The organism is Lactobacillus sp. JM1 (assembly GCF_009834385.1).
GTDB lineage: Bacteria > Bacillota > Bacilli > Lactobacillales > Lactobacillaceae > Lactobacillus > Lactobacillus paragasseri.
This window is the reverse complement of the sequence record NZ_CP044412.1, coordinates 841,055-862,006: the sequence shown is the minus strand read 5'-3', so window position 1 is coordinate 862,006 and position 20,952 is coordinate 841,055. Positions and strand designations below refer to the sequence as shown.

The window sequence follows — 20,952 nt, the reverse complement described above, 5'->3', positions numbered from 1 at the left end:
TTATAGAAAACGATCGACTGAAAAATTAGTGCAAACTAGTAACAAATGTAGCTAATCCAAATAAGATTCCTGGAAAATTAGCTACAAATAACGGCCAATCTTTTTTCTCTCTTAATAGGGCATATAAAACCCAAATAAAGCAGTTAATAGCCGCAACCAATGGTTGAATTGGATTACCATAATTTCCCTGCAAATTATTCATAATTTGAGGATATAAGAAACATACATCAAAACAGACAAGACAGATCCAATTCGTCCAATTGTTAACACAGTTTTATTATCAAAAGATTTAATTTTCTTTTTCAACTAATCTTCCTTTCTATCTATAGTATCTAGTTTACTTACTTTCCATAACTAACTCAAGCATAAAAAAAGAGATTGATCAAAAATCAATCTCTTTTTAAAGAAATATTAACCTAAATTAGTCTAAGTCAACGTTGTCTGGGAAGAATGCTAAACGTTCACCCTTACCAAGTTCTTCTTCAATTTCAAGTAAACGGTTGTACTTTTCAACACGTTCTGAACGAGCTGGAGCACCACTCTTCAATTGACCACCGTTAACAGCAACTGCGAAGTCAGCGATGAAGGTATCACCAGTTTCACCTGAACGGTGAGAAATCATAGTGTTGTAACCATTCTTACGTGAAAGACGAATAGTTTCAAGAGTTTCAGTAACAGTACCGATTTGGTTCAACTTGATTAATGAAGCGTTACCAGCACCTTCGTGAATAGCCTTGTTCAAAAGCTTAGGGTTAGTACAAATGAAGTCGTCAAGAACAATTTGGATACGGTCCTTGTGGCTTTCAGTGAACTTAACCATACCTTCAACATCGTTTTCATCGTATGGGTCTTCCATAGAAATTAATTCTGGGAATTCGTCAAGTAACTTGTCGTAGTAATCTGCCAATTCTTCGTCAGTAAGAACTTTACCTTCAAGGTGGTACTTGCCGTCTTCTTTGTTGTAGAAGTATGAAGCAGCACAGTCACATGCAATAGCAATATCTTCACCTGGCTTGTAACCAGCCTTAATAATTGATTCATGTAATGCCTTTAAAGCTTCTTCTGAGTTCTTCATGTTAGGAGCGAAACCACCTTCGTCACCTAAGCCAGTTTCGTAACCCATGTCTTCAAGAACTTTCTTCAAAGTGTGGTATACGTTAACAATCTTTTCAAAACCATCACGGAATGAAGTCTTAGCAACTGGAGTAATCATGAATTCTTGAATATCGATACCGTTGTCTGCGTGTTCACCACCGTTAATAACGTTGTGGAAAGTTTGAGGCATTTCAAGGTCAGTACCACCAAGGTAACGGTACAATGGTTGGTGGTTATCCTTAGCAGCTGCACAAGCAGTAGCCATAGATACACCCAAGATAGCGTTAGCACCAAGACGACCCTTGTTTGGAGTACCGTCTAAAGCGATCATAGTTGCGTCAATGTTTGGTTGATCGTGTGGATCTAATCCCTTTAAAGCATCGTTGATTTCAGTGTTAACGTTGTTAACAGCGTTCATAACACCTTTACCACCAAGACGTGAACCACCATCACGTAATTCAACAGCTTCGTTTTCACCAGTTGAAGCACCAGATGGAACTTCGGCCTTACCTACGACACCGTTTGAAAGGGTAACGAAAACTTCAACAGTTGGGTTACCACGTGAATCAAAGATTTCAAGTGCATGTACATTCTCAATAACTGATTTGAGCATTAAAAAAATCCTCCTTAAATTTGTGGCGAAAAATACAAACTAACCGAATTGGCACTAGTCAGTGTCTTTCGTCGCTTTTAGGCATAGCCCTTTTGACTACAGATTTATTTTAAAGCAACTTTGTGAGTATGTAAACTAAAGAAGGCAATTATTTTTTTGCAAAAAAAGATTGACCTTTTAAAAGGCCAATCCCAAAAGTTGTTGTGCAATTGTAAAACAAAATAGAGCTAAACTAGTCGCTCCTAAAACATCAGATGGATAATGTGCTCGCATGTTTAAGCGTGATATAACTACTAATCCCCAAGCAATTATCAAAATGATTAACAACCAAATACCCATAGTATGTCCAAAAATTTGCCAGAGCATTAATGACATTATTGTTGCACTTAAAACATGACCGCTTGGAAAGCTATATCCATCTCGATATATTTTCATCGATAGAGGTCTTTGTCTTTTTACTGAATGCTTCAAAAAAATTCCAACTGCATCGGTTACTGCTAAAGTGCCAAGTGACCAAACTGCCAGCAAAGGATGATTAAGCAAAACTAAAAGTCCAGCTAGCAAAAAATCCCAAACTACAATCACCTTAGGCTCATTTAAAATCGTAATAATCTTCCAAATCTTGCTATCTCTATTTCTAACAAGCTTATGGTGCAATAAATGATCATAGAAATTAAAGAGACGTGAATTTCTAATATTAAATATTAATCCTAACAGAATTATCGCTGAAATCATTAATTGAATTAAACAATGTAATTTCACTTTTATCTAACCTCAATCAAATGTGCTAATGCTCATTGTAACAGCAAATAAATAAAAGACATATGTTTTTAAAATTTATTTAACAAATTAAGATAAAAATAGCGGTATATCAATATTAAATAATACTAATATACCGCTAGGCTATATGAAGTTAAGGAGAGTACAGGATTTGAACCTGCGCGCCGGTATAAGCCGGTTCGCCGGATTTCGAGTCCGGTGCATTACCACTCTGCCAACTCTCCAATTGCAACGTTTTTATTATAGCAATTAAGAAATAAATGGTAAATAAAAAAATCCCAATTCTAAAATTTGTCTTCAAAAAGTCACTATTCTTTCATATTTTTCATGTATCTTAAAAATATACTGATTGACAATGAAAGGACTCATATTATGGCAAAGATAATTATTTACAAGCCCCGCAAAATAAAATTAATGCGCCAGGCTATTGAGCGTTACCTAAACCATAAAATTATTAAAAGCAATTAAATTTCTAGCCAACCGTTTCGGTTGGCTTTTTTGGTTAAAACATTTCAATAATTTTTTCCATTAACGGTGTAACTTGTCTATCCTTACGCCATACAATATTTAAATGAGTAACCCAGTGCGCATGTTTAATTGAAACAATACTACTTTTTGCGTATGTCTGCGCTATTGATTGGGGAACTAAAGCAATTCCTAAGCCTTCATCAGCCCAGTGAATTGCCGTTCGGGCATCATCGCAAGTTACTGCATAGAAAGGTCGAATCCCTTGATGACGAAAACTCCGATTGAATATTTCCTGAAAACGACGATATAAAATAATTGGCTTACCTTTTAATTGACTTAAATGTTCAATCTTTCCTCTATCAAAGTCATTATTATTTGTAACTGCAACCATCGGCTCTTGATGAAAATCTTTAAAATTCAATCCTTCAAGGTTAAACGGAGTTCTTACAATTCCTAAATCAATAAGTCCATCTTGCAATTGTTCAATAATTCCAAAGGTATTTGCTTCATGTATTTCAAAAGATACATTGGGGTAATATTCAATTAATTTCTTAAATTGCTTATTCGGAACAACTCCTCCGCAAGAAGAAATAACTCCAATTCGAATTTTACCTAATTCACCTGTTTTAATTTGCCTTATCTGACTTGTCGCAGTTAAGCTAAGGTCAACAATTTTTTCAGCATACTTTTGAAAAGCCTTCCCCTCTTCAGTTAATTCCATCCCATGAGCATTTCTAATAAAAAGTTGTGCCCCAATTTCTTTTTCTAATTGTTTCAATTGATAACTCAATGGTGGTTGAGCAATAAATAATTTTTTAGCAGCCGATGTAATCTGTCTTTCTTCAGCTACCACTAAAAAATATTTTAATTGTTTTAGATTCATTATCGTTCATCTTCTTAATTGATATCTATTTTTTTAATATCTTATATCTTAATTTGATATTTTCTTAATAGCAAGAACTGCGCTAAAATACTTTAGGAAATAAAGATTTAATGGAGGATTTTCATGGAAAATAAAGACTTAAATGGACTGACTGACGCCCAAGCAAAAGAGCGTCTAAAAAAAGACGGTCTCAATGAAGTACCTGAACCTGAATTTAATTTCTTTAAAGAATTCATGTCAAAATTATGGAACTTATCTGCTTGGATCTTGGAAGCCGCCCTAATCTTAGAATGCATTTTGGGCAAGTGGATTCAGTCCCTATTTGTTTTACTGATGCTTTTGTTTGCTGCTTTTAATGGTGCAACTCAAAAGAAAAAATCTCGTCGAGTTTTAAATACAATTTCTCACGAATTAACTCCTACTGTTTCAGTAAAACGAAATGGAAAATGGAAGCAGCTTAATTCAAAGTTTTTAGCTGCGGGAGACTTAATTAGTTTAAAACGCGGAGATGTTTTGGCCGCTGATGTAAAAATTGTCCAAGGTCAAATTACAGTTGATGAAAGCTCTATCACAGGCGAGTCAAAAGCTATAAAAAAATCTGTTGGCAAAACTGCCTATGCTGGAACTACTGTAGTTGATGGTGATGCGCTTGCGACAGTAATTGCAATTGGAAGTAATTCTCGCTCAGGTAAAACTATTAACTTAATTAATAATTCTGCAGCTCCAGGTCACTTGCAACAACTTCTTACAAGAATTATTTACTACCTTTGTTTATTAGATGGAGTTTTAACCTTAATTTTAGTAATTGCTGCTTTAATTAGGGGACAAAATGTCATTGAAATGTTGCCATTCTTGGCCATGATGTTCATCGCTTCTATCCCAGTTGCAATGCCATCTACTTTTGCCTTATCTAACTCCTTTGAAGCTACGCGCCTTAGCAAAGAAGGTGTTCTAACTTCAGACTTAACAGGAATTCAAGACGCTGCTAACTTAAACTTGCTTTTACTTGATAAAACTGGAACTATCACCGAAAATAAAACCGCTGTTTCTCAATGGGATAATTTAAGCAAACTTCAAAATAAAGAGGTTTTAGCTTTAGTTGGAGCTGCAATAGATAAGCGTAGCCCAAGCATTATCGATACAGCTATTAACGACTATCTGACAGAAAAAGGAATTACTCCTGATATACCTAACTCTTTTACGCCTTTTACTTCCAATACTGGCTATTCGATGGCTGAAGCTAAAAACTACAATATTAAATTAGGTTCTTTTAAGCAGCTATCTTTAATTGATAAAAATGCTGATCAAGAGGCCAAAAACATTGATTTCACATCGGGACGCTCAGTTGCTGTTTTAATTAATGATAAACTCTCCGGTGTATTTATTTTACGCGACAAAGTCAGATCAGATTCAAAGAAGGCTTTAGAAGAGCTAAAGAAGCGTGGAATCAAGCCAATTATGCTGACTGGAGATAATCGCAGAACTGCTGAAGCAGTTGCAAAAGAAGTTGGCTTAACCGGAAAAGTAATTTCAATTCACGATTTTAATGATAAAACTGATGTTAATGATTTAGCAGGAATCGCTGATGTGCTACCTGAAGATAAATTAAAAATGGTTAAACTCTTCCAGGAAGATGGTTATATTGTTGGAATGACTGGGGACGGTGTTAATGATGCACCAGCCTTAAAGCAAGCTGAAGTTGGAATCGCCGTTTCAAATGCCGCTGACGTTGCCAAACGCAGTGGTAAGATGGTGCTTCTAGAAGATGGTCTTACTCCAATTGTTAAAATCTTAGATGCTGGTCATCGCGTTTATCAAAGAATGACGACTTGGTCTTTAACCAAATTATCTCGTACAGCAGAATTAACTATGCTTCTAACATTTGGCTACTTATGTTTCAACTACATCCCAATGGCCTTAAATGCAATGGTTATTTACACTATCATGAATAATATGGTAACGATGATGATTGGTACCGATAACACGCATATCACTTATAAGCCGGAAAGCTGGAATATGCTTAAATTAGCCAAAATTGCTTTCTCCCTGGCAGCTGGTTGGACTGTGATCGGTTTTGGTTTTGTTTGGTATCTGGTTTCTCACAATTATGCTCAAGGAACAGTATCAACAATGGTTTATGTTTACCTCGTTTTAAGTGCAATGTTAATTGTCTTAATCACTAGGACTAGAAAATTTTTCTGGCAATCAGCTCCATCAAAATCAGTTGCAATTGTTCAAATTATTGATGTTTTATTAACTTTTACACTCGCACTATTAGGCTTAGCGATGACTAAAATCAACTTTACCAATCTTGGATTAACAATAATTGTAGCTTTAATCGCCGCTATCGTAATTGATTTGTTCTATCAACCAATTATGAAAAATAAATAATTAAAAGAAGCAGACTACTATTTTGAAAGTAGTCTGCTTCTTTTTGTTCGCTAAGATGGAATTTTTAATGAACATTATTAAATAAATTAATTTCGATACGTTTCCTTAATAAATAAAACAGAAATTGCCGCTAAAATCCCGGAAATTCCTGCCGTTAGCATCATTGCAGGCATTGAACATTTTAAGAGTGGAAATAAGATGAAACTCAACAATGAAGCAATAATTTGCGGTAAACAAATTGAACAGTTAAATAGACCCAAGTATGTCCCCATATGTTTGCCAGATAAGGCATTTGAAACCAGCGTCAAAGGATAAGTATTCATTGCTGCCCAAGAAATTCCAATTAAAATAAATGACAAGATAAGTAAATTTTGAGATTTAATAAAAAAGATCGAGCCATATCCCACAGCTCCAAATAATAAACTAATTCCATACCCCAACTTATGATGATTATTTGGTACTTTTGCCAAAATATATGACCAAATTACTGCAGCAATTGATTGCACAGCAGTCAAAACGCCAAACCAGTTGCCTGCAAGCTGATAACCAGCAGAGGCTGGGTCAAATGCCTTCCATACATTAGCTGCGATTGCACCTGTAGCATAAGTTGATAAATATTGAAATGAGAACCAGCAAAATAATTGGACTAATGAAACTTCCCAGAAGACTTTCGGTGCTTTTTTTAATAAGACAAACCAAATTCCATCTTTTTTATTATCTTCTTCATTAATACCATGATAACGTGCATAAGTTTTAGGATCATATTCATGCACCTTTGTTACTGTTAACAAGCTAGTAATAACAAGGATTACGGCACCTACATAAAAAGAAATTACAACTGATTGTGGTACTACACCCTTTTTAGCAGTATTAGCAACTCCAAGAATAGTCAATAGAAATGGAAAAAATGCTGCGATTACTGCACCAGAATTCGAAAGCATACTTTGAATGCCATATGCATATGGTTTTTGTTCGTCATTAACCATATCACCAATCATCATTTTGAAGGGTTGCATAGCCATATTTGCAGATACATCTAAAATAGCAATTGCAATAGCACCAAATACCAAGGCTTCAACCGATCCATAACCTAAACCAAAACTTCCGATATTTGGTAGCAGTAGCATCATAATTACCGCAAAAATCATTCCAATTAATAAATACGGTAATCTTCTTCCGCCAAGCTTAGGTGCCCAAGTTTTATCAGAAAGTGATCCAATGGCTGGTTGAACAACTAAACCAGCCAAAGGCGGTAAAATGAAAAACCAACCTAACTTCGTAGGATCCGCACCCAAAGTTTGAAAAATACGACTCATTTGTGATGTTTCAAGTGTAAAAGCAATTTGGATACCTAAATACCCAAAATTAATCATCCAAATCACACTTTTAGCAAGTTCTGGTAAACCAGCTACTTTATCATTTTCATTCATAGTTTTCTCCCTCGCTATTTAACGCACAAGCGCTTTCAATATTTTATACTAAGTGAGGTTGAAAATGCTTTCAACGGAAAATAAAGTGTTACCGGTAACTAAATGTATCAAAAAAGCTAACAATTATTACAACTAAATAATGATTGTTAGCTTTTTATAAAGTTTATTATTTTTCTATTCTTTTATATTCTAAAAAATCGTATGCAAATTTATTTTTCTCATCTGCTTGATGAATTTCAGAATTAACTGATTTAAAATCTCCATAATTTATCTCTGGCATCAGAGTATCACCCTTAAAAACATGGTGAATCTTAGTCTTTTCTAAAATATCAACCTCATCCATAAATTCTTCAAAGACTCTTCTTCCGCCAATAATATCAATTGTTTGGTTGCTATGATGCTTTATCCAGTTCTTTAATTCTTCAAGTTGAGAAAAAATTTGGACGTGTACATTATCTTGGTATTTACGCTGTAAAGTTGGACTAGTCGAGAGAATAATATGCTGTCTTTTAGGTAATAATCCAGGGAAACTTTCAAAGGTCCGTCTTCCCATAACAATTACATGATTAGAAGTTAAATCCTTAAAATGCCTTAGATCAGCTGGCAAACGCCAGGGTAAGGTGCCTTGATAACCAATATGTCCGTCTTCATCCTCTGCCCATATAAATCTTATCATTCTCAACTCTCCCTTATAAATTGTATAAACTAAACAGCGACAGGTGCTTTAATAGTGCCATGATGCTTATAATTAACAAGTTTGATATCTGACATTTCAAAATCTTCAATCTTTTTCTTATCAGGATTTAACCAAAGCTTTGGTGAATCATAAGGTTTTCTAGTTAATAATTCCTTTACTTGATCAAAATGGTTCCGATAAATATGTGCATCCCCTAAAGTATGAATAAATTCACCTGGTTTAAGACCAGTTTCTTGAGCTATTAAATTAACTAGTAAAGAATAGCTAGCAATATTAAAAGGAACTCCTAAAAACATATCTCCAGATCTCTGATAAAGCTGAACACTTAAACGACCATCATTAACATAAAATTGAAATAAAACATGACAAGGTGGCAGCGCTGAATTTGGGACATCTTCTGGATTCCAAGCACTAACAATTAATCTTCTTGAGTATGGCGTCTTTTTAATTTGATCAATCACATTTTGAATTTGATCAATAAAACCTCCCTCTCGCTTTTGCCAGTGACGCCATTGAGCGCCATAAACATCTCCAAGATTACCAAATTTGGCCGCGAAGTCTTGATCAGCTAAGATTCGTTCGCCAAACCTCTTCATTTCTTCTTGATAAACTTTCTTAAATTTGGCATCCTTTTGACTTCTGAGCCCAAAATTAGTCATATCAGGGCCATGATATTCATCACTTTCAACCCAATTCTTAAATGCCCATTCATCCCAAATATGATTATTATGCTCTAACAAAAATCGAATATTAGTGTCTCCTCTTAAAAACCACAATAATTCACTTTTAATAAGACCAAAAGGAACTCTTTTAGTAGTTAAAATAGGAAAACCATCACTCAAATCAAACCGCATTTGAGCCCCAAATAAACTTCTTGTCCCCGTTCCAGTTCTATCTTCCTTATCATGACCCTCAGTCATAATTTTATTTAATAAATCCAAGTATGGTTGCTCTAAAGTTGCCATTGTCTTTCTTCTTTCTATTGCGCACGTTATAACTTAAATTATCATAGATTTAGTGCTTTGGTAAATACAAATACTATATTTTGTATATTTCGAGATATGGTAGAATTAATTATCTATACAATTGGAGGGATTTTAATGATTTTAACCTGGGATATCATCAGACGCATTATTGAAATACTTTGGTTAATTAATGTTGGCTTAGCTATCTGGACAGTTTTTCGCAGCCATCGTGATATCGCCTCAACCTGGGCTTGGCTTTTAATTCTATCGATCTTACCATATGTTGGTTTCATTCTATATTTATTTACTGGTCGCCAACTATCTCATGATGATATTTTTTCAATTAAAGCTGAACAGCAAAAATTCCGAGACCAGTTTTTAAATGAGCAAAATAAATTATTAAAGTTACATGATCTATTACCTAATAAAGATCAAAATCCCCGGGCACGAAGACTGGTTGAATTAAATTTAAACAATGACGATGCTCTCCTTACCTTTAACAATGAGGTAGAAACTTTTATTGATGGAAAAGTTTTATTTCAAAATCTCATTAAAAATATCGAACAAGCAAAAAGTAGCATCAATATTGAATTCTATACTTTTTATGATGATCAATTAGGTAACCAAGTTCTAAAAGCATTAGAAAAAGCTGCTAATCGCGGTGTTAAAGTTCGAGTTCTTTACGATGCTAGTGGTTCCCGCGGTACAAAGCCCTCCTTTTTCAATAAGCTTCGACAACTAGGTGGAAAAGCCCAACCATTTATTTCAACAGCTGGTAATCGTTTCTTTACTACCCCGCGTGCTAATTATCATTTACACCGAAAACTAGTTATCATCGATAATCAAATTGGTTATATTGGTGGTTTTAATATTGGGGATCAGTATGTTGATCGAAGCCAAAAGTTCGGTCATTGGCGCGATACGCATTTGCGAGTTACAGGACAGGCAGCCCTCCTAATGGAAATTCGTTTTGCAATGGATTGGAATACAAGTTGTCGTAAATCTCATCTTCCTACATATAGTGTTGATAATTTAATTGAAAACTTCAGATTAAAAGTTGTTCAAGCTAAGAACTTAGTTCCAATGCAAATTGTTTCTTCAGGTCCTGACAACAGTAATTTTGGTATTCGTCGTGCCTATGAAGAAATAATTGCGCAAGCTCAAAACTACGTCTACATTCAAACGCCATATTTAATTCCAGGTGACTCAATCTTAGAAGCCTTAATTATTGCTGCAAAAAGTGGCGTAGACGTTCGAATTATGATTCCATCTATGCCAGATCATCCCTTCGTTTATCGAGCAACTGAATATTACGCCAAGTACCTGGTTAATAACGGCGTAAAAGTTTATAAGTATGATAATGGTTTTATACATGCTAAAACCATTGTAAGTGGTTCTAATATTGCTTCCGTTGGCTCGGCTAATCAAGATTTTCGGAGTTACCAGCTTAATTTTGAGGTAAATGCTTTTACATACAATCCTGCTCTTGCAACTGAATTAAAAGAAATATTTGAAAAAGATCTAAAAGAATCAACATTATTAACTAAAAAATACTTTAATGATCAATCTCACTGGCGCAAATTCAAACAATATTTCTCAAGATTGCTATCACCTATTTTATAAAACTGGTAAAAATAAAAGAAGCCTCCTAGTTTTCTAAACTATAGAAGCTTCTTTTATTTTTTCGTTATTCTTCTTCATCAACTACAGTAACGCTTTTTCTTTCTTGATATGAATAATATATCCAAGCAATAATTCCAAAGGCTACTGGTCCAACAGCAGTCCAGAAGGATGTTGCATAATCTCCAGTAAAGAGCGGCTCAACACAAGTAAAGATAATACCAATTGCAACCACAAGCCAAACCACAAGTGTTACTGTCCAGACACGCTTTTTTCCCTCAATAAATACAAATGGACGATCAATTCCCTGCTTCATCTTAAAGAAAGGATAAGCTCCAATCAAAAATAAGTAAGGAGCTGACGATGAAACATTCATCATATCCATCAAAATAGTATAAAACTGACCCGCTGCATTACCACCAAAAGAGATAAATAAGATAATAACACTAACAATCACTGCCTGAACCCACATTGAACGTTCTGGCATGCCATGTTTATTCAATTTAACCAAGTTTTTAGGTAGAAGTTTAGGGTCACAGCCTTCAATAAAAGACTTAACAGGTGAATAAACCATTAAAAATGCTGCTGAAATTCCAGCCAATACATCAGCTAACCCAGCAAACCGAGAAAATGTTGCACCAAGTGTCAATGAAGCCGAATGAGAAAGTCCGAAAGCCTTTCCTGTTTCAACCCCCAAATTGTTAATCAAAACATATTCCACATTGGCCAAATCAACATTTTTGCCACTTAATTCGCTACTCCAATTTGCAGCAACTCCACACATTAAAATGTTTAAGACATATAAAGCTGTCATCCAGATCATAGCTGTGATCAAGGCTTTAGGAAAAGTCTTTTCAGGTTTATCAACAGAATCAATTACTCCTGCTGAGGTCTCTAAACCACCATAAGCAAATAATGCATAAACAATGAATGACACCACAGCAATTGGAGATTGAAAAGCTGGATTAGGAGAATGAACTAGTGATTGCGTAGTCAACGGTTCTGCTAAATGTCCATGATTCAAAAAGAAAACCAAAATAGATACTAAAGTAAAGCCAATGGTAATAGCTAAAGTAAAAAAGCCACCAACATTACTTACAGCCGCAATTTTATCGACACCTTTAGCTGCAAAAAAAGTCACTACTACTAAAAATATTACTTCTAAAATTCCCAATAATTGTGTTGATGACAAACTTAAAAAATGCCAACTTTGCGTTGTATCATGACCTGAAATTGCAGTCGACACTGACACCAAGAAAAATTGAGTCGACGACACCAGCCAAACAACCCAAGCAGCTAGCCAAATAAAAGTACCAATAAATGCGGTTTTTTCACTAACTGATCCTTTAAGCCAAGAAAAAATTCCACCTTTAACTCCCTTAAAAGCAGCTCCATATTCTGCAAAAATTAATGCAGAAGGCAAAAAGAATAAAATTGCGGTTATAATATACCAAACAATACTTGCATACCCCATTTGATAATAGGCAGTTAATGAATTGCTAAAGCCAAAAATGGCTGAAAAGATCATCAAAACTAGACTTTTTAATCCAATTTTGACGGATTTGCCTTTTTTCATAAAAAACTAAAACACTCCCTCTTTCAAACAAACATTAACTATTATGCGCTTTTTATTAAATTAATACAAAACTGATTGAAATTGAGCAAAATAAAAAAGGCCTTAATTTGGCCTTCTTAATAACTCTTATGCACCGTGGTACTTAACAAGAGAGAAAATAACATGAATGTGTTTCATTGTTAGCATATAAGGAAAATCGTTGTTTTATCAATGTTTCAAAGCACAAATTAGTTATCACTAGTTTTCATAAAATTTCACTATTTGCCAATTATTTGTCCCTTTCTTGTCCCTTTTTGGATACCTAATCGCTTTTCTCGATCAGCAACATATTGCTTTATATTTTCTAAGTCTTCCTCAGTTGCTAAATTCAAAATAAAGCTTTTACAAGTTGACCGTTTATTTATATATAATTTTCTAGCTTTATTATTTTCGTCCCATTTTTTATTAGCTTTAGCTCTTGCTTCTGTAATTTTAGCCATTTAAAACCAACTTTCTAATTAAATATAGTATGAATCCAATAAATAAAGCTATTCCTGCATAAGTATAGTATTTCTTTTCTTTCTTAGTCATGGTATATTTGAGATGGCAAAACGGTAAGACCGAAGCCTTGCCGTTTTTAATTTATTTGAAAAAGGTTTTGATTAGAGATTTAGCTAACTTGATGAGTTCTGTTGCGGGAACTGACCAAGCGGCAATTGCTGTGTATTTAGCTATTTTCACTTGAGTTTCTCTATCAAGCCTTTTTTTATTTTTTGCCATCTCATTTCCTCCTTTCAATTATCAATAAAAATTATTAAAAATAATACAAAAAAATAGCCACTCTAGAGAAATAATCTCTCCAGAGTGGCTATTGTGTAGGATTTAGAACGCACCTAGCCAGTCCTACTAAACTAGATTACGTTAGCTAAGCTCACTTAGAGTTCCTTAGCTTGGTCAGTCCTATTATATCAGATTATTTAAATGTTCCCCATGCTTCTGTACCAACACGACCTACTAAATAGCCATTCTTACCATTTTCTCTCGGTTGTTGTAACCATACACGCCCAGCACTATCTCTAGCCCAAGCATTATACTTAACTTCTGAACCTGTTGGTAAAGTGTCAATTAACGTGCTTTGCGTATTGGCACCCCAGCGAAGATTAATTGCTCCACCAGTGATGAAAGTACCATGTTCTTCATGCCAGGTCATACCTTGTACATCGGTCCAAGACTTTTGACTTGAAGTAGAAGCTGGCTTAGCTGGTTGAGATACTGCTTTACCGTCAACTTTAAGATCAACTAAGCTAATATTTCCGTCAACCCCCAAACCTTTCCAGTTATTAGTAAATTGCCAAATTGCTACTCCGTCCATTGATGGAAAGTAACCAAAGTTTGGTTCACTTACTGCAGTGCCACTACCTAGTGGGTATGCTGCTACCCAGATTGAATTAGGATATGCTGCAACAATTTTAGCAAGATTTACTTTGCTCTTTAAAAGTGACGCACCAGAGTAAAGAAGTGGCGTATATCCGGCCTTAACGACTACATTTAAGAAAGCTAAGATTGCATTTGTATTAGCCTCAGCATTACCAGAAATAACGTTTCCACTACCTGTTTCCCAGTCGGCAGCTAAGTAAGTGCCTGCTTCAAGACCAACAGCTTTCGCAGAAGCAACTGCATAATTACCTTCTTGAACGGCTACATTGCTATTGCCACTAAATCTTCCATAGTGATAAGCCATTGGCAACATACCATTAGCTTTTGCAGTAGAAATTTGAGATTGTGCCTTAGGATTACGATAATCTAAACCCTCTGACACTTTTACAATAGCAAATTTTGATCCAGCTGATGCCATAGCTGATAAGTCAGATGCCTGCCAGTCTGATACGTCAACACCATAGGCTCTGTTTTTAATTGTTTGTGTCATTTTTAAGCTTCTTTCTTTGAATCAACTACAAGCTTTTCATACTCATGTTGAACAATATTCCTTACAGTAACTCTATCAATAGGAAGATTTGGATAGAGTTTTTGTAATTGATAGAAAACTTCATCTGTTGCATCATAAAGTTTCTTTGATCCATCTTTATTATCAAGGGATGCTTGATATATGGTAGCTTTCAATGCTAACACGCCGGCTGTTTCTAAGACTTTTGCAAGTTTGGGATGTGTGAGCGCCAATTTTTCTAACTTTTGTTTATTTAAACTATAGGCAGTTGCCATTCCTGCAACTAATAGGACAACAATTGCCCAAATCAAATTAATATCTAATCTCATTTTCTATCTCTCTCTTTCAATAAATTATTTATTTCTTTATCCTTTTCAGCATTCAACTTAGTAAGACGCTTATTTTCTTTCACTATCCTGTCATTATCATCTGCTAAGCCATCATGCTTAGTCTTCTTAGAATTTAAGTTCCAAGTTAGTACTCCAAGAATTATAGGTGTCAACACTTGTGCTAGATTAATTAGATCTTGAATTAAGTCATGCAAGTGTCCTCACCTCTTATCGCGTATCTCTAGTTCTTGCCGTATATAAAATTTCCGCCAATAAAAAACAGGACAAGATAAAGCCTAAAAACATAGGTGCTTGTCCTGCAAAAATAGCATGAATTAATTGAATGCACGCAACCAGCCCTGTAAAGCCTGCTGAGATGCTTAACAAAACTCCTGCTACTGTATTGCTCTTTTCATTTGTAACTGCGTAATATAGTAATCCAAATCCAGTAACCACAGCTACAGCGTCCAAACCATCATCATTCATAAGCCTAGCAAACTGTGGTGGCCAAAAGAAGTATGTATGATCTGTCCAAAGTAGTATTCCCATAGCTGATAAGGCTAGCCCAATTAAAAACAGTTGGAAGTTATCGCTTATATTACTTCCTATATGAGTTCGTTTCATTATCCCTCACTCGCCTTTTCATCAGCGCTCGCCATAACTTCATCTTGAGCGGACCAGACTTTACTTTGAAAGTCTTGCAAATCTTTTCTAACTGTAGCTTTATTTGCATCATATAAATCACGGTCAGTAATAATCATATTGATGTTATCACTACCACCAGACGCGTTAGCTTCATAAATATTCGCATTAAAAGTAGCGACCTGCTTATCTTCCACCATTGATCTTCCTGAAATTGCAATTGACTTACTTGTTTTTAACATCTTTATTGTTCTCCTTTTCTGACTTTAATTGATTTACTTCTTGAGTTAATTCGTCAATTCTTACTTGTAAAATTGCGTTGTTATACTCACTAGTTGCTAACTTGTTAATTAATTTTTGCGAAATTGCGTTATCATTATTCATTTATTTGTTTCTCCAATCTATTTACTTTATCTTTTAATTTTTTAATTACTGGTAAAAGCGCAGGCGCTATTCTTTCATATTGAATACCTTCGATTTCATGTGTTTCTGGATTCCGACTAACTAAGAGATCTAAGCCAGCATCAGCTAAATCTTCTGCAATCATACCGAAGTATTTTTCAGGTTTAATATGACGTTTACCTGCTTCATATCTTTCCTTTTGACCTTTATCAGTCCAGATGGCTGTTGGTAGGTTTAAAAGCTTGTCACCATACTCTGTTGAATAACTACGTTGAATGTCAGTTTTATATTTCGATGCTGATGTTGAACGAACTAGAGCACCATCGCTTGCAATAAAAGCGTTTGGAGCAGAGCCAGTTGTTTTGGTATAACTCATTGGAAAATAAGTATACTCAGCATTAATTACTATTTTAGTATTGCCAAAAGTAGTTCCCAAGCGATCGCTTCCAACTGTGATCATTGGAAAAGACTCATTTCCCAAACTACTAGTATCTTGGAAATGAGCACCGCCATGAATAGTAATTCCCTGATCAGCTCCACCAATTGCCGTTAAAAGCTTATTATCTATACCGCCCCATTTACCAGTATAAAATCCGGCCCATGAGTTATTTGCAAGAAGTCCTAATAGGGCATAAATAGAATTTCCCCTATAATCTTTGGGTTGAATAGCAATTCCATTTCTTACATCTAGACTTGCAACTGAAAAATCTCCTGCTGTTCCATTATTCCAAAGCCTTAAATAAGGATCAGGACTTAAATCAAACAATTGTGGTTGAGTTAATTGAAGTTCACCATTTTTTAATATTGCTTTAGTATCATTATTTGCAGTAGAAATATAATTCTGATCAATATTTATATCTAATGTATTGCTCCAATTATGGATACGTCCATGTTGAAAATTTACATCTCCACTATTAAGATTAATCTTCAAGTTAGCACCATTAATAGTACCGGTGGTGATGTTGTTGGCATTTAAGTTGATTACGTTAATCTTACCCGCGTCTAAAGTACCTGTGTTAATCTTGTCTGCTGAGATATTAGTGATTGCAGCGTTAGGGATAAACGCCTTACCACTGAACACAGTAGAACTTGCATCCATGTAGATTTTGTCATTCTGAATCAGTGTGGTGCCGGCGGACATGTTGATTTGTGCAAGAGTATCATTTTTTCTCACATTGACATTAGTGAACCACCAATGACCGTAATCAGAGTAAGCATCAATTTGAACCCATATTCTGGCTTTAACTGCATTTGAAGGAATAGTAATGGTTCCTGTTTTTTCTCTTCCGCCTTCACTTGGTGCAAATGTTATAGCATATTGCCAGTTCCAGCTACCATCTTTTTGTAAATAAGTTAAACCGATACTAAAATTATGCGAAGATTGATCTTGCCATGCAAAAACAGAAAAATAATATTTATCTCCCGCTGATACTGAAAACATATTTCCATAAAATCCATCTCGTATACTAATTCCTCCATAAAATTTAGACGGACTTCCTCCATTTCCAGTAGAACTAGATATGTTTTCCCAACCTAATGTACTACCATCCATAAAATTAGGATTTAAACAAATATTAGATAAATCCCCTACAGCGTTTACCTTTAAGTTGATGTTATTTGCATTCTGGGTAATTTGGGATTGCAAACCATTAATGTTATTAGTAACTTCGCTTCGTATAGTTCGTACTGTTTGAGATAAAGCAGAGTAATCAGACTGATTAGCTTTATCCTCTGGCGCTGGACTCCAATCAGTAGCTTGGTTTCCTTCTTCTAATTTAAGATTGTAAATGTGAAAAGGATTTTGATTAGCTTCTTGACGGATATACATTTTCAACCCATTACAATCACCTTGAGTAGTAAAAGTTAGCTTCTTGTCTTTTCGACCAGCTGTATTAGGAAATTGATTACCTGCCCAGCGATGGTCTACATACTTAGGTGTAGTTTTATTGAAATTCGTATCTGTATATTCCACAAAGAAAAATTGATTAGCCCATGCATTACTAAAATCTTGATAATACAAATCAAAACTAAAAGTATAGGTAGTATTTGGCTTAGCAGGTATATTTTGTATTAAGTCGCCTTTTCTTATTTCTACACTACTGTCATGCCAAGTAACTGCCCCCGCTTCTTGCCAAGCTGTGTGAGAGTCAGCACGCATAGCAGAATCTCTAATGAGATTAGTTCCGCCTATTCTAATATTGTCCACTTTAGCAACCACAGTCTGTAATCCTGTCGCGTTCTGAGTAATTTGACTCTGCACTCCGCTTACTTTGTGGTCAACATCAGTCTTAGAATAATAAGAACTAAATTGCTGGCTATTAGCTGTTATTCGAGCAGATAACTGTGAAGTTATTCCATTTATACGCTCCTGTTCGTCTTCAGGAGCTGGTGTCCAAGCTGTCGACTTGTTTCCTTGCTCAACTTTTACTTCTGTAAAATACAAACCACTTTGTTTACCATCAGATGATCCGTTGTTGTCAAATCTGATATATGCCTCATCGTTTTCTCCAGAATTAAAAATTAAATCTTTAATGTAATCTACTTTACTTGGAGATAACCTTTTAGCATCCACTAGGTGCTTTACAGTTGTATATTTAGTATTTTCACCGTATTTTCTGGCGAGAATAAAAGCATTATAACTTGATACATTCGTTGAAGCAAAGCCTTTAAAACTGACCACATAGTCGGTATTTCTCTCTAATGGAAAATAAGCAGATTCAGCAAAATTTTCACTAGAATTAGAATTATTAAGAACAAATAAAGTTTGTTTACTAGAATAATAGAAATCATGCCTTGTTGTAGCTGGCCCACTCCAATAATCAGTATTTTTTGGAAAACCAGAATTACGTACTAAATTCCTATTACCTATAACTAAATTGTCTAGCTTACCGCTTAAACTATTAATATTTACTTGCAAGCCATCAGCTGTAGCTTGAACATCAGTGGTCTTTGCATAGCCTTTTAAGTCACTCGCCACTAACTTAGCATTCAATGCACTATTAGTAGCATTAACAAAATTTGCATACGTGGAATTATCAACCTTGCCAGATAAGATAGTAGAAAGCTTTTTGGCATCTACCTTTATTTGTGTTATATCCCCTTGAGCATTCCCTAATGTAGTCTGCAGGCCTTGCACAGTAGCCTTGGTTTGACTTACATCTCCATTAAGGTTAGCTAAATCAACCGTAACACCGTGAACATCAGTAGTGATCTTAGATATATCCTTACCTTGCTGAGTAGCTTGATTTTGCAAACCGGTAACAATATTTTTTTGTTCATTTACTTTAGTAACAACATCAGACATCTGATTAGTAATATCAGTGACTTTAGGAATCACAACGGTATTTACACTAGTACTCAATCCATCAATCTTTGAATTTTGCCCAGCTATACTTGCATTAAGCTCCGCAATATCTTTATCAGCCTTAACGCGATTATCAGCTATTTCTTTCTTGGCACCTTTCAAGCCGGCTTGTGCTTCTTGGACTTGCTTCTTAATCTCGTCAGGAGTTAAATCCCTCCTAACCCACTTTCTAATCCCATCTTCTTGTTCAGTAAACACCCACAATTCTGTTGAATTACCATTTTGCTTGAACCAAACATCGTTAGGCTTGGCATTCGTAGGTAGTTCAGTTACACTAGGTGGAAAAATCACTGTTCCATCTGGTGCTTTACGACCTTGAAGTTCTCTAATGGTTTGAGAGAATGTTCCCTCCCAAGCTATTACAGAGTCTGTGGAAGAAGTTTGATCTGCCTTAGAAGTTGCTGACAAACCTCCATTAAAATCAAGCGTGTAGCTATTGTTGGGAACAATAAACTTATTACCTTGCTTGTCTTGCAGTTTTAACCAATCACCAGCTTCAACAGCAGGATTTCCAAACCAGTTCAAACTAAATGGATAGAAATTAACATCTTTAATCTGCTCCCAAATATTAGTTAACCTATCAGGCGTCATAATATTATTTTCAAGCTTAATTTGAGATCCATTTGAATCTCCAACTTGATAAGTTTTAGTTTCATCAGTATCTTCGCCATCTCTAGTTTTAGTAGTAATTGTAGTTTGGCACTGAATACCGCTAATTCTATATGGAGCTTCATTTTTAGTTAAACCAGCTTGTTCATACTGACTGGGATCCAGCTCATAGTTAGGTTCTGCAATAGTTCTAATTGTAAATAAGCCATGGCGATCAAAGGTAGCATACCCAGCATACAATTGTGCAATCCAACCTAAAGCTTTTCTATAAGTCTGCCCTGTAATGGGACTGGCTAAGTCAGCTTGATGTGGAAGTCTAGCTAAGTCATCCACATTAGTCTCGACTCCTGATTGTGCACAGATTTCAGCAATTACATCTAAAACTTTTGCTGGATAAGCCAATTTAGATTTATAGGATCCCTCTAACCCGCAAAATCTATCACTTGCACTAATGGAAGTAAGATTGTTATTGCGATCCATCTTGATTTCACTAGAGATAATAAAAACGCCTAATGGTTCGTAAATGTAACCTTTAGACGTTTTAATTCCAATGCTTGGTAAAACTTCCATACCAAGTTTTAGATTTTCTATTAAATGTGAAAACTCAATTTGAACACTATTTGAATAAGTTGAACCGATAGCAAATGTATCACCAGTATAAGCTCCTGAATCGTATTTCAAGCTGTTAATATCAGTAGCACTATACGTTTTTCCATTAACCACTACCTTAATGTCTAATATTCTCTGTGATGCTCGCCAAGCATCTCTAACTTCTTTTGTCTGTGTTAGCAATATTTCTCACCTCCTACTGTTCTATCAAATCAAAGGATAAGCCTTTCCAGACAGGTACTGAATCTATAAAAGAGTAAACAGGTGTTGTTCGATCTCCTACATAAAATGTTCCTGACCGCATATTTCCATCTTGTGGATCTAAGTAATCTACTCTAAAAAATTCACTTTTAACTGCTCCTAAAATCTTTGCACATTCTGGAACTGTTAGTGCACCAAATGCTAACGTGATTTTTCTTTTAGTAGCTACTCGATCTCGATGTAGTAACCCTTGTGCATCACGCGTTGCTTTTGCGTCAATATCTTGAATTGTTACCTGCATAGTTTGCGGGGCAGGATTAACCACTGTCCCAGAAATTTTTAAAGAATACAATC

Annotated in this window: 19 protein-coding genes, 1 tRNA gene and 1 pseudogene; 2 read left to right on the top strand and 19 right to left on the bottom strand. The window is 35.2% G+C overall.

The window, feature by feature from the left end; genetic code table 11:
- Positions 1–25: 25 nt before the first annotated feature.
- The 5 genes and pseudogenes from F3I00_RS04445 to F3I00_RS04425 all read right to left on the bottom strand — a co-directional run bounded on the left by F3I00_RS04445 (position 26) and on the right by F3I00_RS04425 (position 3,839).
- Positions 26–306 (bottom strand): annotated as a pseudogene (locus tag F3I00_RS04445) (hypothetical protein).
- Between the two features lie 115 nt (positions 307–421).
- The gene (gene eno / locus F3I00_RS04440; protein ID WP_003647458.1) at positions 422–1,708 is read right to left on the bottom strand and encodes a phosphopyruvate hydratase; all 1,287 of its coding nucleotides are present in this window, start codon (positions 1,706–1,708) and stop codon (positions 422–424) included.
- Between the two features lie 177 nt (positions 1,709–1,885).
- Positions 1,886–2,470 (bottom strand): phosphatase PAP2 family protein, encoded by a 585-nt coding sequence (locus tag F3I00_RS04435; RefSeq protein WP_020806890.1) that lies wholly within the window; start codon positions 2,468–2,470, stop codon positions 1,886–1,888.
- A gap of 154 nt (positions 2,471–2,624) precedes the next feature.
- A tRNA-Ser gene (locus F3I00_RS04430) sits at positions 2,625–2,712 on the bottom strand.
- A 278-nt stretch (positions 2,713–2,990) separates the two neighbouring features.
- The gene (locus F3I00_RS04425) at positions 2,991–3,839 is read right to left on the bottom strand and encodes a LysR family transcriptional regulator (protein ID WP_020806891.1); all 849 of its coding nucleotides are present in this window, start codon (positions 3,837–3,839) and stop codon (positions 2,991–2,993) included.
- A gap of 123 nt (positions 3,840–3,962) precedes the next feature.
- Here F3I00_RS04425 and F3I00_RS04420 point away from each other — a divergent pair, with 123 nt between their 5' ends.
- Positions 3,963–6,230 carry an HAD-IC family P-type ATPase gene (locus F3I00_RS04420; protein WP_020806892.1) on the top strand — a complete coding sequence of 756 codons (2,268 nt, stop codon included), beginning with the start codon at positions 3,963–3,965 and terminating at the stop codon, positions 6,228–6,230.
- Positions 6,231–6,316: 86 nt separating this feature from the next.
- Here F3I00_RS04420 and F3I00_RS04415 read toward each other — a convergent pair whose 3' ends face one another.
- From F3I00_RS04415 to F3I00_RS04405, 3 genes are all read right to left on the bottom strand, one after another.
- On the bottom strand, positions 6,317–7,660 hold the full coding sequence (locus tag F3I00_RS04415; RefSeq protein WP_159311010.1) for an SLC45 family MFS transporter: 1,344 nt from the start codon (positions 7,658–7,660) through the stop codon (positions 6,317–6,319).
- 166 nt (positions 7,661–7,826) lie between these two features.
- Complete coding sequence (locus tag F3I00_RS04410; protein WP_020806894.1) at positions 7,827–8,336, bottom strand: dihydrofolate reductase; 510 nt, start codon at positions 8,334–8,336, stop codon at positions 7,827–7,829.
- A 29-nt stretch (positions 8,337–8,365) separates the two neighbouring features.
- Positions 8,366–9,322, bottom strand: coding sequence for a thymidylate synthase (locus tag F3I00_RS04405; RefSeq protein ID WP_020806895.1), 957 nt, complete (start codon positions 9,320–9,322; stop codon positions 8,366–8,368).
- A gap of 135 nt (positions 9,323–9,457) precedes the next feature.
- On the opposite strand from F3I00_RS04405, the gene cls reads away from it, so the two are divergent.
- On the top strand, positions 9,458–10,945 hold the full coding sequence (gene cls, locus F3I00_RS04400; protein ID WP_020806896.1) for a cardiolipin synthase: 1,488 nt from the start codon (positions 9,458–9,460) through the stop codon (positions 10,943–10,945).
- 64 nt (positions 10,946–11,009) lie between these two features.
- Here the strand turns inward: cls and yjeM are convergent, their stop codons facing one another.
- From yjeM to F3I00_RS04355, 11 genes are all read right to left on the bottom strand, one after another.
- Positions 11,010–12,518 carry a glutamate/gamma-aminobutyrate family transporter YjeM gene (gene yjeM / locus F3I00_RS04395; RefSeq protein WP_020806897.1) on the bottom strand — a complete coding sequence of 503 codons (1,509 nt, stop codon included), beginning with the start codon at positions 12,516–12,518 and terminating at the stop codon, positions 11,010–11,012.
- Positions 12,519–12,775: 257 nt separating this feature from the next.
- Positions 12,776–12,997, bottom strand: a complete 222-nt coding sequence (locus F3I00_RS04390) for a hypothetical protein (protein WP_065169399.1) — start codon at positions 12,995–12,997, stop codon at positions 12,776–12,778.
- Between the two features lie 142 nt (positions 12,998–13,139).
- Positions 13,140–13,277 (bottom strand): hypothetical protein, encoded by a 138-nt coding sequence (locus tag F3I00_RS10705; RefSeq protein ID WP_196767637.1) that lies wholly within the window; start codon positions 13,275–13,277, stop codon positions 13,140–13,142.
- Positions 13,278–13,470: 193 nt separating this feature from the next.
- Complete coding sequence (locus tag F3I00_RS04385) at positions 13,471–14,424, bottom strand: GH25 family lysozyme (RefSeq protein ID WP_065169400.1); 954 nt, start codon at positions 14,422–14,424, stop codon at positions 13,471–13,473.
- A gap of 2 nt (positions 14,425–14,426) precedes the next feature.
- Positions 14,427–14,771 carry a holin gene (locus tag F3I00_RS04380; RefSeq protein WP_065169401.1) on the bottom strand — a complete coding sequence of 115 codons (345 nt, stop codon included), beginning with the start codon at positions 14,769–14,771 and terminating at the stop codon, positions 14,427–14,429.
- The gene (locus tag F3I00_RS04375; protein WP_065169402.1) at positions 14,768–14,986 is read right to left on the bottom strand and encodes a hypothetical protein; all 219 of its coding nucleotides are present in this window, start codon (positions 14,984–14,986) and stop codon (positions 14,768–14,770) included. The genes F3I00_RS04380 and F3I00_RS04375 overlap by 4 nt, the downstream gene beginning before the upstream one ends.
- Before the next feature lie 13 nt (positions 14,987–14,999).
- Positions 15,000–15,395 carry a hypothetical protein gene (locus tag F3I00_RS04370; RefSeq protein ID WP_065169403.1) on the bottom strand — a complete coding sequence of 132 codons (396 nt, stop codon included), beginning with the start codon at positions 15,393–15,395 and terminating at the stop codon, positions 15,000–15,002.
- Entirely contained in the window at positions 15,395–15,655 is a 261-nt protein-coding gene (locus F3I00_RS04365; protein ID WP_065169404.1) for a hypothetical protein, read from the bottom strand. Before F3I00_RS04365 ends, F3I00_RS04370 begins: the two co-directional genes overlap by 1 nt.
- Positions 15,639–15,797 (bottom strand): hypothetical protein, encoded by a 159-nt coding sequence (locus F3I00_RS10700; RefSeq protein WP_175532621.1) that lies wholly within the window; start codon positions 15,795–15,797, stop codon positions 15,639–15,641. Before F3I00_RS10700 ends, F3I00_RS04365 begins: the two co-directional genes overlap by 17 nt.
- Positions 15,790–20,580: a hypothetical protein gene (locus F3I00_RS04360; RefSeq protein WP_159311009.1), complete on the bottom strand. Its 4,791-nt coding sequence runs from the start codon at positions 20,578–20,580 to the stop codon at positions 15,790–15,792. Before F3I00_RS04360 ends, F3I00_RS10700 begins: the two co-directional genes overlap by 8 nt.
- Before the next feature lie 13 nt (positions 20,581–20,593).
- The gene (locus F3I00_RS04355; RefSeq protein ID WP_080558343.1) at positions 20,594–20,950 is read right to left on the bottom strand and encodes a DUF6711 family protein; all 357 of its coding nucleotides are present in this window, start codon (positions 20,948–20,950) and stop codon (positions 20,594–20,596) included.
- Positions 20,951–20,952: the final 2 nt, after the last annotated feature.